General features: G+C 70.1%; 13 protein-coding genes. 8 read left to right on the forward strand and 5 right to left on the reverse strand.

Annotated features, from left to right (window positions below; all coding sequences use genetic code 11):
• Window positions 1-18: 18 nt before the first annotated feature.
• The 3 genes from EJK15_RS00115 to EJK15_RS00125 are packed head-to-tail and all read right to left on the reverse strand — an operon-like array spanning window position 19 to window position 3006.
• A complete protein-coding gene (locus tag EJK15_RS00115; RefSeq protein ID WP_138708257.1) occupies window positions 19-1551 on the reverse strand; it encodes a tripartite tricarboxylate transporter permease in 1533 nt (510 codons plus the stop codon).
• Window position 1552: 1 nt separating this feature from the next.
• A complete protein-coding gene (locus EJK15_RS00120) occupies window positions 1553-2038 on the reverse strand; it encodes a tripartite tricarboxylate transporter TctB family protein (protein WP_138708258.1) in 486 nt (161 codons plus the stop codon).
• Window positions 2038-3006, reverse strand: a complete 969-nt coding sequence (locus tag EJK15_RS00125) for a tripartite tricarboxylate transporter substrate binding protein (protein WP_138708259.1) — start codon at window positions 3004-3006, stop codon at window positions 2038-2040. The genes EJK15_RS00120 and EJK15_RS00125 overlap by 1 nt, the downstream gene beginning before the upstream one ends.
• Window positions 3007-3143: 137 nt before the next feature.
• On the opposite strand from EJK15_RS00125, the gene EJK15_RS00130 reads away from it, so the two are divergent.
• The 3 genes from EJK15_RS00130 (at window position 3144) to EJK15_RS00140 (ending at window position 7470) form a co-directional block, all read left to right on the forward strand.
• Window positions 3144-4724 (forward strand): ATP-binding protein, encoded by a 1581-nt coding sequence (locus EJK15_RS00130; RefSeq protein WP_138708260.1) that lies wholly within the window; start codon window positions 3144-3146, stop codon window positions 4722-4724.
• The gene (locus tag EJK15_RS00135; protein WP_138708261.1) at window positions 4721-5383 is read left to right on the forward strand and encodes a response regulator; all 663 of its coding nucleotides are present in this window, start codon (window positions 4721-4723) and stop codon (window positions 5381-5383) included. The genes EJK15_RS00130 and EJK15_RS00135 overlap by 4 nt, the downstream gene beginning before the upstream one ends.
• A gap of 92 nt (window positions 5384-5475) precedes the next feature.
• Window positions 5476-7470 (forward strand): VanW family protein, encoded by a 1995-nt coding sequence (locus tag EJK15_RS00140; protein ID WP_138708262.1) that lies wholly within the window; start codon window positions 5476-5478, stop codon window positions 7468-7470.
• A gap of 429 nt (window positions 7471-7899) precedes the next feature.
• Here EJK15_RS00140 and EJK15_RS72535 read toward each other — a convergent pair whose 3' ends face one another.
• Window positions 7900-8064: a hypothetical protein gene (locus EJK15_RS72535; RefSeq protein WP_206060574.1), complete on the reverse strand. Its 165-nt coding sequence runs from the start codon at window positions 8062-8064 to the stop codon at window positions 7900-7902.
• 204 nt (window positions 8065-8268) lie between these two features.
• Between EJK15_RS72535 and EJK15_RS69980 the strand changes: the two genes are divergently transcribed.
• The 4 genes from EJK15_RS69980 to EJK15_RS00160 all read left to right on the forward strand — a co-directional run bounded on the left by EJK15_RS69980 (window position 8269) and on the right by EJK15_RS00160 (window position 11414).
• A complete protein-coding gene (locus EJK15_RS69980; RefSeq protein WP_171074018.1) occupies window positions 8269-8418 on the forward strand; it encodes a hypothetical protein in 150 nt (49 codons plus the stop codon).
• A 13-nt stretch (window positions 8419-8431) separates the two neighbouring features.
• Window positions 8432-9862, forward strand: a complete 1431-nt coding sequence (locus tag EJK15_RS00150) for an MFS transporter (protein WP_138708263.1) — start codon at window positions 8432-8434, stop codon at window positions 9860-9862.
• Between the two features lie 231 nt (window positions 9863-10093).
• Window positions 10094-11197 carry a cytochrome P450 gene (locus tag EJK15_RS00155; RefSeq protein WP_240776666.1) on the forward strand — a complete coding sequence of 368 codons (1104 nt, stop codon included), beginning with the start codon at window positions 10094-10096 and terminating at the stop codon, window positions 11195-11197.
• A 19-nt stretch (window positions 11198-11216) separates the two neighbouring features.
• On the forward strand, window positions 11217-11414 hold the full coding sequence (locus EJK15_RS00160) for a ferredoxin (RefSeq protein WP_138708265.1): 198 nt from the start codon (window positions 11217-11219) through the stop codon (window positions 11412-11414).
• Between the two features lie 524 nt (window positions 11415-11938).
• Here EJK15_RS00160 and EJK15_RS00170 read toward each other — a convergent pair.
• Window positions 11939-12997, reverse strand: a complete 1059-nt coding sequence (locus EJK15_RS00170) for a PQQ-dependent sugar dehydrogenase (protein ID WP_138708267.1) — start codon at window positions 12995-12997, stop codon at window positions 11939-11941.
• A 38-nt stretch (window positions 12998-13035) separates the two neighbouring features.
• Between EJK15_RS00170 and EJK15_RS00175 the strand changes: the two genes are divergently transcribed.
• The gene (locus EJK15_RS00175) at window positions 13036-13944 is read left to right on the forward strand and encodes a 2-hydroxyacid dehydrogenase (protein WP_138708268.1); all 909 of its coding nucleotides are present in this window, start codon (window positions 13036-13038) and stop codon (window positions 13942-13944) included.
• Window positions 13945-14048 lie beyond the last annotated feature (104 nt).

Genomic DNA, 14048 nt, shown 5'->3' on the forward strand with positions numbered 1-14048 from the left:
GGATCGGCGGGAAACCGGTTAGTCGTCGGCCTTGACGTGTGCCGGCGGCACGTCCTCATCGATGTTCCGCCGTGCCATCACCTTCTTGAGCACGGGGGTGAACAGGGCCAGGAGCGCCAGGGCCAGCAGCACGGCCGCCACGGGGCTGCGTACCAGCACGCTGATGTCGCCCGCGCCGATGGCCAGCGCCCGGCGCAGCTGGATCTCCGCCATCGGGCCCAGGATCATGCCGATCACGGCGGGGGCGACCGGCAGGCCGAAGCGGCGCATGGCGTACCCGAGCAGGCCGAGAAGGAACAGCACGAACAGGTCCACCACCGTGCCGTTCAGCGCGTAGACGCCGAGGGCGGCGAAGAGCACGATCCCGGCGTACAGGTACGGACGCTGGATCCGCAGCACCTTGGCCCACAGCGGCGCCAGGGGCAGGTTCAGCACGAGCAGCATCGCGTTGCCGATGAACAGCGACGCGATCATGCCCCACACCAGCGCCGGGTTGTGGTTGAACAGCTGCGGCCCGGGCTGCAGGCCGTACTGCTGGAAGGCGGCCAGCATGATCGCAGCCGTCGCCGACGTGGGCAGGCCCAGCGTGAGCAGCGGGACCAGGGTGCCCGCCGCCGAGGCGTTGTTGGCCGCCTCGGGGCCGGCGACGCCCTCGATGGCGCCCTTGCCGTACTCCTCGCGGGCCACGCCGCGGGCCAGACGCCGCTCGGCCGCGTACGACAGGAACGTCGGGATCTCCGCGCCACCGCCCGGCAGCGCGCCGAACGGGAAGCCCAGCGCGGTGCCGCGCAGCCAGGGCCGCCAGGAGCGCCGCCAGTCCGCGCGGCCCATCCACGCCCGTCCCACGGGCACGATCTCGGGCGGGGCGTGGCGCAGCCGCGAGGCCACGTAAAGAGCCTCGCCGAGCGCGAAGAGGCCGACCGCGACGATCACCACGTCGATGCCGTCGAGCAACTGCGGGATGCCCAGCGTGAGCCGCGCCTGCCCGGTCTGCTGGTCGATGCCGACCAGCCCGATCATCAGGCCGAGGCCCAGGGAGGCCAGGCCGCGCACGATCGAGCGGGACAGCACCGACGACACGGCGGTGAACGCCAGGATCGCCAGCGCGAAGTAGTCCTCGGGACCGAACGAGATCGCGAAGGCCACCACGGCCGGGGCCGCCACGACCAGCAGCGCGGTCGCGATCGTGCCCGCCACGAACGAGCCGATGGCGGCGGTGGCCAGCGCCTGGGCGGCCCGCCCGCGCCTGGCCATCTTGTTGCCCTCCAGCGCCGTGATCATCGAGGAGGACTCGCCCGGCGTGTTGAGCAGGATGGACGTGGTGGAGCCGCCGTACATGCCGCCGTAGTAGATGCCCGCGAACATGATGAACGCGCTGGCCGCCGGCACCGTGAACGTGATCGGCAGCAGCAGCGCCACGGTCATCGCGGGCCCGATGCCGGGCAGCACGCCGACCAGGGTGCCGAGCGTGACGCCGATCAGCGCGTACATGAGGTTCACGGGTGTGAGCGCGGCGGCGAACCCGTCGAGCAGCAACTGGAACGACGACACCTCAGATCACCCCCTCGAGCGGGCCGCCCGGCAGCGTCACGCCGAGGCCCTTGACGAACAGCAGGTACGTGACGATCCCCATGATCACCGAGACTCCGGCCGCGCGCGCCTTGTGCTCGGCGCCGAGCGCCACCGACAGCCCGAAGAACAGCAGGCTCGCGCCGATGATCCAGCCGAGCACGTTCAGCAGTGCCGCGAACGCCAGGAAGATCCCGCTGACCAGCCCGACGCTGCGCCAGTCCGCGGGCGCGTTCGCGTCGATGTCCTCGCTCTCCTCGGGGTCGCCGTGCCCGCCGCGGACCACGTCGATCACGTAGAACAGGCCGACGAGCACCATGGCCCCGCCCACCAGCATCGGGAAGAAGCGCGGCCCGATGCCGAGCTGGGAGGCCGCCGCCGAGACGTCCAGCGTCCCGACGACCACGAACATCCCCAGCCCGAGCACCACGACCGCCAGCCCGAGTTCGGGCCGCCACCAGCGAGCCATCAGGAGACGAGCCCCATCTCGGCGATGACGGCCTTGACCCGGGTCTGCTCGGCGCTCAGGTAGTCGGCGAACTGCTGCCCGGTCTGGAAGGAGTCGATCCAGCCGTTCTTGGCCACCGCGTCCTTCCACGCCTGCGAGTCGTGCATCTTGGTGACCAGGTCGGTCAGCGCCTTCTTGTCGGCGTCGGAGAGGTCGCCGGGGGCGACGAAGCCGCGCCAGTTGGCCAGCTGCACGTCCAGGCCGCCCTCCTTGAGCGTGGGCGCGTCCAGGTCCGGCAGCCGCTCGCCCGAGGTCACGCCCAGCGCGCGCAGCTTGCCCGACTTCACGTGCTCGGCGAACTCGCCGACGCCCGAGATGCCCGCGCTGACCTTGTTACCGAGCAATTCGTTGAGCGCCTCGCCGCCGCCCGAGTGGGCGATGTAGTTGACCTGCTTGGGGTCCACCCCCGCGGCCTTGGCCATCAGCCCGGCCACGATGTGGTCGGTGCCGCCCGCCGAGCCGCCCGAGATGGACACCTTCGCCGGGGCGGCCTTCCAGGCCGCCACCAGGTCGGCCAGCGTCTTGTACGGGGACTCGGCCGGGACCACGACGATCTCGTACTCCTCGGTCAGCTTGGCGATGGGCGTCGTCTCGGCCAGCGTGACCTTCGACTTGTTCTGCTCGATGGCGCCCACCATGACCAGGCCCATGGTCATCAGCAGGTTGCCGTTGCCCTTCTCACCCGCGAGCTGCGCCAGGCCGATCGTGCCGCCCGCGCCGGGCACGTTGAACACCTCCACCTTGCGGTCGGGCGCGGCGGTCTTGAACGCCTGCTCGGCCGTACGGGAGGTCTGGTCCCAGCCGCCGCCGGGCGCGGCCGGCGCCATGATGCGGAGCGTGCCGGAGGCGGCGGTGCCGCCGGTCTCGCCGCAGCCGGTCAGCGCGCCGAGGGAGAGTGCCGCGAGTGCGGCGAGAATGCGCAGGCGCATGATCACTCCAATGGGGGGATTTCACGGTTATAAAACTGGGATGGTGAATCCCCAGCCCGTCCGCGTCGAGCCTTTGCACGCTTGCCGTCATAGTGGTCGTATTGGTCGCGACCTGGCCGTGACCTGCGTTTGTTTCCATGTGCAGGGTGAGACGGGTACGGGACGCATCCCTAGGGACCCAGCTGTTCGCGCTCCAGATGGTGATCGTACTGCTCGCCGTCGGGGGCACCGCGGGCGTGTGGGCCGGGCACACCCGCAATCAGCTCGACGCGCTGCACCAGCAGCGGACGCTCGCCATCGCCCAGTCGGTGGCCGCGCTCCCGCAGGTCCGCGAGGCCTTCAAGCTGCCCAATCCCGAGACCGTTCTGCAGCCGCTGGCCATGAGCGTCCAGCAGGAGACCGGCGCCGACTACGTCGTGATCGCCAACGCCGAGCAGAAGCGCTACGCCCACCCCAACACCGCGCTGATCGGCAAGCAGCTGTCGACCGACGGCACCACGGTGCTCATGACGGGCAAGAGCTGGGTCGGCACCGAGACCGGCACGATCGGCACCACGGTCAGGGGCAAGACCCCGATTCGCGACGAGTACGGCACCGTGATCGGCCTCGTCTCCGTGGGCGTGCTGGAGACCACGGTCATGGGCCAGGTAGGCGCCGCGCTCCCGCCGCTGGTCTGGACGGCGCTGGCGGTCATGGTCGCCGGCCTCGGGCTGGCCGCGCTGATCACCGCGCGGGTGCGCAGGCAGACGTTCGGCCTGGAGCCCGGGGAGATCGCCGAGCTGCTGGAGCAGCGCGAGGGCGTGCTGCACGGTGTCAAGGAGGGCGTGCTCGCGCTCGACCTCGAGGGCCGGGTGACGCTGGTCAACGACGCCGCCCGCGAGCTGCTCGGCGACGTGCTCTCGGGGGAGGACCTGACCCGGATGCCGGTCTCCGACCGCATGCGCGACGTGCTCGGCGGCGCCGACCCGGGCGAGGACCGCGTCGTGCTGCACGGCGAGCGGGTGCTGGTGTTCAACCGCACCCCGGTCTCCGTACGCGAGCAGCACCGCGGCTGGGTGGTCACCCTCAGAGACCGCACCGAGCTGGTCCGCCTGGCCCGCGAGCTCGACGACACCAGCAGCGCGACCGAGGCGCTGCGGGCACAGGCGCACGAGTTCGCCAACCGCATGCACACCGTCGTCGGCCTGCTCGAGCTGGGCGAGCACGAGGCCGCGATCGGCTTCATCACCCGCACCACCCGCGGCACCTACGCCACCGGCCTGCGCGAACGCGTCCAGGACCCCACCCTGGCCGCCCTGCTGCTGGCCAAGTCCGCCGAGGCGGCCGAGCGCGGCGCCACGCTGGTGCTGTCGGAGGACTCCTCCGTGCCCGAGGGCGTGCTCGGCGACCCGCAGGACGCCGTCCTGGTGGTCGGCAACCTGGTCGCCAACGCCATCGACGCGCTCGACGGCGTGAAGGGCACGATCGAGGTGTCGGTGCAGGCCGACGCCGGAGGGCTGCGCGTGCGGGTCGGCGACTCGGGCCCCGGCATCGCCCCGGACCTGGTGGACGAGGTCTTCAGGGAGGGCTTCACCACCAAGGCCGCCCATTCGGGGCCGCGCGGCCTCGGCCTGGCCCTGACCCGGCAGGCGTGCCTGCGCAGGGGAGGCTGGGTGCGAGTGGGGAACTCGGGCGGCGCGGTCTTCACGGCCCTGCTGCCGGCGGAGGCTCATTCATGACCGGAATACGGGTGCTGGTCGTCGACGACGACTTCATGGTGGCGCGAATCCACAGCGGCTACGTGTCGCGCGTGCCGGGCTTCCGCGTCGTCTCCATGGTCCACAGCGGCGCGGACGCCCTGGCCGCGGTGGCGGAGCTGCGGCCCGATCTCGTGCTGCTCGACATCTACCTGCCGGACATGTCGGGCCTGGAGGTGCTCAAGGCGCTCACCGGCGTGGACGTCATCATGATCAGCGCCGCCCGTGACGTGCCCACCGTCCAGGAGGCCATGCGCGGCGGCGCGGTCAACTACCTGATCAAGCCGTTCACCGCCGCCGCGCTCACCGAGCGCCTCCAGCAGTACGCCGACACCCGCAGGCGCCTGACCGCCATCGGACCCGAGGCCCGGCAGGACGACGTGGACCGCCTCTTCGGCACGCCAACGTCGGCCGCCCCCATGCCGAAAGGGTTGTCCGCGGCCACGTGTGCGCTGGTCGCCGATACGCTGCGGGAGGCGGGTCGCGACCTCTCGGCGGCCGAGGCCGCCGAGCTCACGGGCCTGTCGCGGGTGAGCGCCCGCCGCTATCTCGAATATCTGTGCGCCGCGGGTCAGGCCGTGTTGCGGCCGCGCTACGGTACGGCCGGTCGACCGGAACATCGCTATAGGTGGCTTGGTTGACACACTTCCGTAGTCATTTCCCGTGACATATGCGGATCCTCGTGCCTTACTGTTGCCTGAGACTTGGCTGCGGACCGGGAGGAGATTGAGGCGTGCGAAACGCCGGACCGATCGAATCACCGACCGACCCGTTCGCCTCGGTGCCACTGCCATCGTCGGCCGTCTCCAAGAAGCCGCGGATCGAAGGACTGCCCCCGGGCGTCTCCCGGGACATCTTCGGGCCGCCGGACAGGCAGGAGCCCCGGCCGGCGCAGGCTCCGAGCGCGCGGGGCGGTCCATCGGGAAGCGCGCTGCCGCCGGTGGCGCCGCCCGCGCAGCCATGGCCCATGAAGGGCAAGGAGCCGTCGGCCCCCGTGTTCGGGACAGCCGGGCCGCAACCGTCGCCCGCCTTCGACGACTCCGAGTCGTCCAGACGGCGCCGGCTCCTGCCGGGCCTGGCCATGTTCATCGTGGTCCTCGCGGCGCTCGCGTACGTCGTGCCCGCCGTGCTCATGTCGGGCTCCGTGCTGCGCGGCACCCACGTGGCCGGCGTCGACATCGGCGGCCTGACCGTGACCCAGGCGGCCGACAAGCTCCGTACCGACCTGGGCGCCAAGCTCAGCAAGCCGGTCGTGGTCGACATCGGCAGCAAACAGGACAGCGTGCAGGCCGACGAGGCAGGGCTCGAGCTCGATGTGGTCGGCACGATCGGGCAGGCGCCGAGCGGGTTCCCCAGTCCGGTGGAGGTGTGGCGGGGCCTGACCGGCACGACCGAGCTGCAGCCGAAGGTCAGCATCGACTCAGCGCAGCTCACCAGGACCGTCGAGGGCCTGGCGGAGAGCGTCGACAAGCCCGCGGTCGAGGGCCGCGTGGTCTTCACCGGGCTGCAGCCGAAGGCCCGCGAGCCCGTCGACGGCGTGCTGCTCGACAGGGAGGACGCCGTCCGCCGGATCGGCGACGCCTTCCTGCGCGGGGGCGGCACCGTGGCGCTCACGCTCAGGCCGGCCAAGCCGGTCACGACGGCAGAGACCGTCGAGGCGGGCCTGGCCAAGGCGCGCGAGGCCGTCGCCGCGCCCATCACGCTGACCGTCGGAGACAAGACGGCGCAGGTCTCCCCGGCCATGATCGCCGCGAACCTGACCTACAACCCGGACGGCGATGGCACGCTCGCGCCCGAGTTCAACGCCAAGGCGGTGCTGGCCAGCCTGGAGACCAGCCTGGTCGACACCGCCCAGCAGCCCCGCGACGCCACGTACGAGATCGTGGACGGCAAGCCGGTCCTGGTGCCCGCGCGCACCGGCCGCGGCGTGAACGACAAGCTGCTGGCCAGGTACATGGAGAAGGTGTTCGACACGGGCGGCGACCGCACGATCCCTGTGCGGCTGGGCGCAGTCGAGCCGACCGTCACCACCCAGCGGGTCCGCGGCCTCGGCATCAAGGAGATCGTGGGCACGTTCACCACGACGTTCGACTGCTGCCTGCCGCGGGCGAAGAACATCCAGCGCATGGCCCAGCAGCTCGACGGCCACCTGGTGCAGCCGGGGGAGACGTTCTCGATCAACGAGGTCGTGGGCGAGCGCACCGTCGAGGACGGCTACGTCGAGGCCGGGCAGATCGTCGGCGGCCGGATGGTGAACATCGTCGGCGGCGGCGTCTCGCAGTTCGCCACGACCATGTACAACGCGGCCTTCTTCGGCGGGTTCGAGGACGTCGAGCACCAGCCGATGGACTACTTCGCCCCGCGCTACCCGGCCGGGCGGGACGTGGCGCTGCTCTATCCCGACACGGACCTGAAGTGGCGGAACGACTCCCAGCACGGCGTGCTGGTCAAGACCGCCTTCACCGACACCTCGGTCTCGGTGACGCTGTGGAGCACCAAGCGGTACGACAAGGTCGAGCCGGTCGAGTCGGAGCGGCGCAACCACACCCCGTTCCGGCGCGAGGTCAGCTCCGAGCCCGGGTGCCTGCCGACGGTGGGTGAGCAGGGCTTCACCATTGACGTCACCCGCGTGTTCTACAAGGGCGGCAAGGTGGTCAAGAAGGACCCGAAGCTGACCACGAAGTACCGGCCCCAGGCCCAGATCACCTGCACCGGCACCGGTCAGTGACGGGTACGGCCCGGCCACTGTGCGGGCCGGACGGGGTTGGGGTCCCTTGGGTGGTGGTCGGTGGGATTCCGGTCTGTGACGGCCCTGGCCTGCTCGCTCTGCCGGCCGTGCGGGGCTGGCACCCTTGGGATGGGATGTGGCGGGGCGCTGGGAAGGAGCAGGCCAGATCCCGCCACACGGGCCTGAGGGCTTCTGGGTGAGATTGCGGCCATGTGGCTGGCAGTGCGGGAGGAGGGTCAGGGGGGCCTGAGATCATCGGCGGCCAGGACGATCTCCGCAAGGTCATCCGGCTGCGCGCCAGTATCAATGCGGCGTGCCGTGTGGCCGCTGGTGACCGGCGGACCAGCTACCACGCCACTGATGAGCGGATCACGATCGGGATCGCCGGACCCGACGCCCGTGAACGCATCGCCGGCCTGCGCCAGCAGCTCACCCGGATGCCGCAGCTGGGTCGGCCAGGAACACCGGCCCCGCGGTGCGGCCGGCCAGCAGCCGGGGCAGGAGCCGGGCGGTGGCCCAGTGCATGTACAGCACCCGCTCGCGAAGAGCGTTGCGGTCGCCGGTGAATAGCGCTTCCAGTCGCGCCTGCGGCACGGCCTGGTTTCCCGCTGGGTGATCTTCCGGCGTTCCAGGTGCCGGGCGGGGTCGGCGGTGCCGGCTGCTCGCATGGCCTCGACCACGGGGAGCAGAGCGGCATGGTTCGACCAGGGCTTGAGGCTTTCCCGGCTACCGGCCCAGAACCGTCCACGAAAGACGGCGAAAAGTCTCCGGGGTCGGTTCAACGACAGCCTTGAAGTCATGAGTGCTGGTGACAACGAGCAGCCCGGCGCGGAGCATGCCATCGAGACCCGCGGCCCGCGCCGCGGACGGATCGATGCGCGGAACGCCTCCATGGCCGTGGCCAGCGAGTCCGAACCCGGAAAGCTCACCGCAGCCCCGACGAACTGAGGGAGATGACCGCGTGATTCCTGATTCAACCCCCGCCCCGCCTTCCTGGCGGGAACTGCTGGGCCCCGAACATCTCGGAGCTGCGATCGTGCTGGCGGGCGGCGTGCTCGTCGGTGCGGTCAATATCTATCTGGCCTCGAGTCTGCTGCCGACCGCCGTGGCCGACATCGGCGGTGCCGGCTTCTACGCGTGGAACATGACGATCTACCTCGTCGCCATGGTGATCGCGACGATGCTGGTCAGTCGGCTCCTGGCCCGGTGGGGGAACGTCGGCGCCTACCGCCTCGGCTTCGCCGTGTTCCTGGTGGGCTCGCTGGCCTGTGCGGCGAGCCCGGCGATGCCGGCACTGCTGGCCGGCCGCGGCGTCCAGGGATTCGGGGCGGGGGTGCTGTCCGGGCTGGGGTTCGCCGTCATCCGCTCGGCCCTGCCGCGCCGACTGTGGACCCGCGGCAACGCCCTGATGTCAGCGATGTACGGCGTCGGCAACTTCGCCGGACCGGCGCTCGGCGGCTTGTTCGCCCAGTTCGGCTCGTGGCGCCTGGCGTTCGTGGCGATGGCGATGATCGCGGCGGCGTGCTGCGCGGTCGTGCCCCGGGTGCTACCGCGCGGCGAACGCAGTGACGCGCGGGCGCCGGTCCCGGCCGTGTCGCTGCTGCTGGTCACGGCGGCCACCGCGGCCGTCAGCCTGGCCGGAGTGCTGCCCGGCACCATAGCGATGGTGGGCAGCATCGTGGTGGCACTGCTGCTGGTGGCCGTCTTCGTCGCCTACGAACGGATCAGCGAGCTGCGGGTCTTCCCGCGCACGACCTACCAGGCCGGCTCACCACTGAAGTGGATCTACTTGACGCTCGGGCTACTGGCCTTCGGCGTCGCGGTCGAGTCGTTCGTCCCGCTGTTCGGCCAGCAGCTGGGCGGGCTGCCCCCGCTCGCGGCCGGCCTGTTCGGCGCGGCCATCTCGCTCGGCTGGTCATTGACCCAGCTCGGCAGCTCATCGGCCACCAGGGAGCGCACGGTACGCCGTTTGCGCATCATCGGCCCGCTGCTCCTGGCGTCCGGCTTCCTCCTCCAGGGACTGCTGCAGCGCGAGGACACGCCGACCTGGCTGGTACTCATCTGGGTACCGGTGTTGTTCATCGCGGGTTCCGGCATCGGCCTGGCCTACCCGCACCTGTCCGTGGCCGCCATGTCCAGCACCCAGGATCCGGAGGAAGGACGCAGGGCCGCCGCGGCGATCGCCACCGTGACGAGTCTGTCGATCGCGTTCGGCACGGCCGTGGCCGGAGTCCTGGTCAACCTCGGCGACCCGTCGATGCTCGACTCGGCACGGTACGTACTGTTCGGATTCGCGATCATCTGCGCGATCGGCGCCATCACCGCACGCGCGGCGAACCGTTCGAGCCGCCCGGAGCCCGCCGACCACACTCCGCTCCAACAGGGCTCGTGACTCGCGATCCACCGACATGACGTCCACCCCCCGGGGATGACCGGCTCAGGTTTCCGACCGCCTGTTCACCACGTTCCCGAGATCACCCAATGACCGTGTTCGATGCGAGGAGATGCCATGACTGACGCCCTGCCAGAGATGTCGACCTTTCCGATGGCCCGCGCGTCGGGGTGTCCCTTCGACCCGTCGCCGGAGTTGAGCCGACGACTCGAAGACGCGCCGGTTTCACGAGTGAGACTGTGGGATGGCAGCACCCCGTGGATGGTCACCCGCTATGCGGATGTGCGTGCGCTGCTCGCCGATCCGCGGATCAGCGTCGACGTGGCGCAACCCGGCTTCCCTCACACCAACGCGGTGAGCAAGGCACGCGACGCACACATGAAGACGCTGATGCAGATGGATGCGCCGGAGCACACCGCCCAGCGACGGCTCCTGACCTCGGACTTCACGATCAGAAGGATGGAGGCGTTGCGGCCCCGGATCCAACGGATCGTCGATGATCTTATCGATGAGATGCTCGCCGGCCCGAATCCAGTCGACCTGGTGGAGGCGTTCGCGCTACCGGTTCCCTCACTGGTGATCTGCGAACTGCTGGGCGCGCCCTATACCGCCCGCGACCTCTTCCACCGAGTGTCCCGCACGCTCGTCATGGACGAACCCGACCCTGAACAGGCCATGGCCGCCAGCGAGGAACTGAACGCCTACCTGGAGGAGTTGGTGGACAAGAAGAATGCCGAGCCGGGCGACGACGTGTTCAGCAGGCTGGCCGTCGAGCAGTACCGGACCGGCGCGATGACCCGGCGTGAGATCGCCACGGCCGGTCAACTCCTTCTGGTGGCCGGGCACGACACCACCGCCACCATGATCGCGCTGGGCACGACCGCACTGCTGGCGCACCCGGACCAGTTGAGCGCGGTCCGCGACGGCGGCGACCCCGCACTGGTGGCCAACGCCGCCGAAGAGCTCCTGCGCTACCTGTCCATCACCCATACCGAAGCCCGCCGCGTCGCGCGGGAAGACCTCGAGATCGGCGGCCGGCTCATCCGCAAAGGCGAAGGCATCATCGTGGTGAAAAGCATCGCCAACCGCGACCCCTCGGCCTTCCCCGACCCCGACACCCTCGATGTCCGCCGCAAGGCCCGCCACCATGTCGCCTTCGGTTTCGGCGCCCACCAGTGTCTGGGCCAGCCACTCGCCCGAGTGGAACTGCAAGTCGTCTACAGCACCCTGTATCGACGCATCCCCACACTGGCCCTGGCCGTACCGCTGGAACAGCTGACGTTCAAGGAGAACGCGGTCTTCTACGGAGTGCGCGAACTACCCGTTACCTGGTAAATCACACAAGGAGCAGCACATGAAGATCACCATCGACCAAGACGCCTGCATCGGCTCCGGGCAATGTGTACTCAGCTCACCTGAGGTGTTCGACCAGCGCGACGCCGACGGCATCGTCGTGCTCCTGCAGGACAGCCCGGAACCCGGGCTACAGGAGGACGTCCGTGAGGCCGCCCGCATCTGCCCAGCCCTGGCGATCACGCTGACCCCGTCGTGAACCAGCCATCTCGAATCGTTGTCGTGGGTGCTTCTGCGGCGGGTCTGACCGCCGCAGAAACCCTGCGCCGAGCGAACCCCCTGGCGGCAGGCGCTCCAGCATGCCGCCACTACATGACAAGGCGACCACTCGGCTTGCGAACCATCCCCATGTCAGAGATTCAAGACCATCACACAAGGAGGCGTTCACGAACGATCGGAACAAACGTGTTGACCGACGTCCGCCACTGCCTGGCGTCGTAGCAGGCCAAGACAGGAACCACAGCCGCCTCGCCGGCCCGTCCAGTGGCCACCGTCGAGTTCCTCAACCCCCGCCTTGTCGGCCGTGCGCCTGGCCCATCGTCATAGCTCTTGGTCGTCAGTGGCGGGATCACAGAGGTCACGCAGCCGGCCGGGGAGTTCCGGCCGGTTGAACGACACGTCGCCCTTTGACCTGCGAGGGGAGGCTTAGCGTTCAATTCAGCCGGATGGTCCCAGCACCCCGATCAGGCGATCAACTCGGCGGTGCGGGCGTGCGGGGCGTCCCTACTGCGCGGCAGGAACCGAGAAGAGGCGGTCGTCGCCCTCACGGGGTGAGCCCCTGCCGTCCTTGTTGCTGGTGCCCACCCACAGGGCTGTGCCAACGGGCGTGGCGGTGACCGCGCGGATCCGGCCGTACCGGTCGGTGAAGTGGGCGACCGGCTTGCCTGCAGAGCCATCCTCGGCCAGCGGGACCTGCCACAGGCGGGTGCCGCGCAGCGCGCCCACCCAGAGGGAGCCGTTGGCGTACGCCATACCGGACGGGGAGGCCTCGCCCGTGGTCCAGGTGAGGATCGGGTTCACGAACCGCCGGTCGTCGCCGCGCCCCTCGACCTCGGGCCAGCCGTAGTTCGAGCCCGGCTTGATCAGGTTGACCTCGTCCCACGTGTTGGCGCCGAACTCGGAGGCGTACAGGCGGCCCTGGTCGTCCCAGGCCAGGCCCTGGACGTTGCGGTGGCCGTAGCTGTAGACGAGCGTGCCGAACGGGTTGCCCGGGGCGGGCGTGCCGTCCACGGTCATGCGCAGGATCTTGCCGCCGAGCGAGTCACGCTCCTGGGACAGGTCGCCCTCGCCGGTCTCGCCGGTGGTGGCGTACAGGTAGCCGTCGGGGCCGAACTCGAGCCGGCCGCCGTTGTGGATGCCGCCCTTGGGGATGCTCTTGACCAGGATCTCCTGGTCGCCGAGGCGGTTGCCGTCGAACGGGTAGCGGACAATCCGGTTGTCCTCTTCGGCGGTGAAGTAAAGGAATATTTGCTGATCTTTGACGGCCACGCCCATCAGGCCGCCCTCGCCGTCCGGCCGTACCCCTTCGATCTTCCCCAGCTCCGTCACCCGGCCCGCCTGGCTGACCCGCAGGAGCCTGGCCGAGTCCCGCTCGGTCACCAGCGCGTCTCCGCCGGGCAGGAAGGCGATCGCCCACGGCACGGCGAGCCCGGTCGCCACGTCCTTCGGCTCCCCAGGGGCCGGGGCGCCGTCCACGGCGGACGTGGGGAGCACTGCTCCGCCGCTGGAGCCGGAGCAGGCGGTGAGCGCGGTCAGTAGCATGATCGTCCAGAGCTTTCTCATGTGTTCCTTACTTCCCCTGGAGTCGTAAGGTTCTCCGCATGAAGACCTGGGTTCCGTCCGATTCGGTAGCCGATGTTCTGTCCGAACTGCCTGGGGTTGAATGCGCCGTCTATGACGGCACGTCCCCGATGCCGGAGGGGATCGAGGAGGTGGAGGTCTGGATTCCGCCGCTCGTCACGGTTCCGGACGTGCCCGGCACGCTGGCCAGGATGAGCTCGTTGCGGCTGGTGCAGACCGTTACTGCGGGGGTGGAGCCGTACCGGCCGCACATGCCCGAGGGCGCGCTGCTGTGCAACGCGCGCGGCGTGCACGACGCGGGGACCGCGGAGTGGGCGGTCGGCGCGATGATCGCGGTGCTCAGGGAGTTCCCGGGGTTCGTGGACGCGCAGCGCCGGGGCGAGTGGACCTACCACCACACCGACGTGCTGGCCGACTCGACCGTGCTGATCGTCGGCTACGGCTCCATCGGGGCCGCGCTGGAAAGGCGGCTCGAGGGCTTCGAGGTGGACGTCGTACGCGTGGCCAGGAGCGCCCGCGAGGGTGTGCACGGCATGGACGAGCTGCCGGGGCTGCTGCCCCAGGCGGACGTCGTGGTGCTGCTCGTGCCCGCCACGTCCGACACCGCCGGCATGGCCGACGCCGCGTTCCTGGCGCGGATGAAGGACGGCGCCGTCCTCGTGAACGCCGCCAGGGGCGGCATCGTCGACACCGACGCACTGATCGCGGAGCTGAAACCCGGTAGGCTACGGGCCGCGCTGGATGTGACCGCGCCCGAGCCGCTGCCCGAGGGCCACCCCCTGTGGAGCGCGCCGGGCGTGCTGATCACCCCGCACGTGGCGGGCAGCACCCCCGCGTCGGGGCGGCGGATGTTGCGCCTGATCCGTGCCCAGCTCTCGCGTTACCTCGCGGGCGAGCAGTTGATCAACGTCATCACCGACTCGTACTGAGAGGATCCCGGAAAGTGGCTGCTCCGTGACCTTCGGTGCGTACGGTGGCCTTTGCAGGGAGTCCCTGACTCACTGTCAAGGGACTCTTGGCGGCAAGTGGTCTG

The organism is Nonomuraea basaltis (assembly GCF_005893125.1).
Classification (GTDB): Bacteria; Actinomycetota; Actinomycetes; order Streptosporangiales; family Streptosporangiaceae; genus Nonomuraea; species Nonomuraea basaltis.

Coding starts and splice junctions, on each gene's coding strand:
- EJK15_RS00120 (WP_138708258.1), bottom strand. CDS start 2,038: ATGGCTCGCTGGTGGCGGCCCGAACTCGGGCTGGCGGTCGTGGTGCTC.
- EJK15_RS00125 (WP_138708259.1), bottom strand. CDS start 3,006: ATGCGCCTGCGCATTCTCGCCGCACTCGCGGCACTCTCCCTCGGCGCG.
- EJK15_RS00130 (WP_138708260.1), top strand. CDS start 3,144: ATGTGCAGGGTGAGACGGGTACGGGACGCATCCCTAGGGACCCAGCTG.
- EJK15_RS00135 (WP_138708261.1), top strand. CDS start 4,721: ATGACCGGAATACGGGTGCTGGTCGTCGACGACGACTTCATGGTGGCG.
- EJK15_RS69980 (WP_171074018.1), top strand. CDS start 8,269: ATGAGTGCTGGTGACAACGAGCAGCCCGGCGCGGAGCATGCCATCGAG.
- EJK15_RS00160 (WP_138708265.1), top strand. CDS start 11,217: ATGAAGATCACCATCGACCAAGACGCCTGCATCGGCTCCGGGCAATGT.
- EJK15_RS00170 (WP_138708267.1), bottom strand. CDS start 12,997: ATGAGAAAGCTCTGGACGATCATGCTACTGACCGCGCTCACCGCCTGC.
- EJK15_RS00175 (WP_138708268.1), top strand. CDS start 13,036: ATGAAGACCTGGGTTCCGTCCGATTCGGTAGCCGATGTTCTGTCCGAA.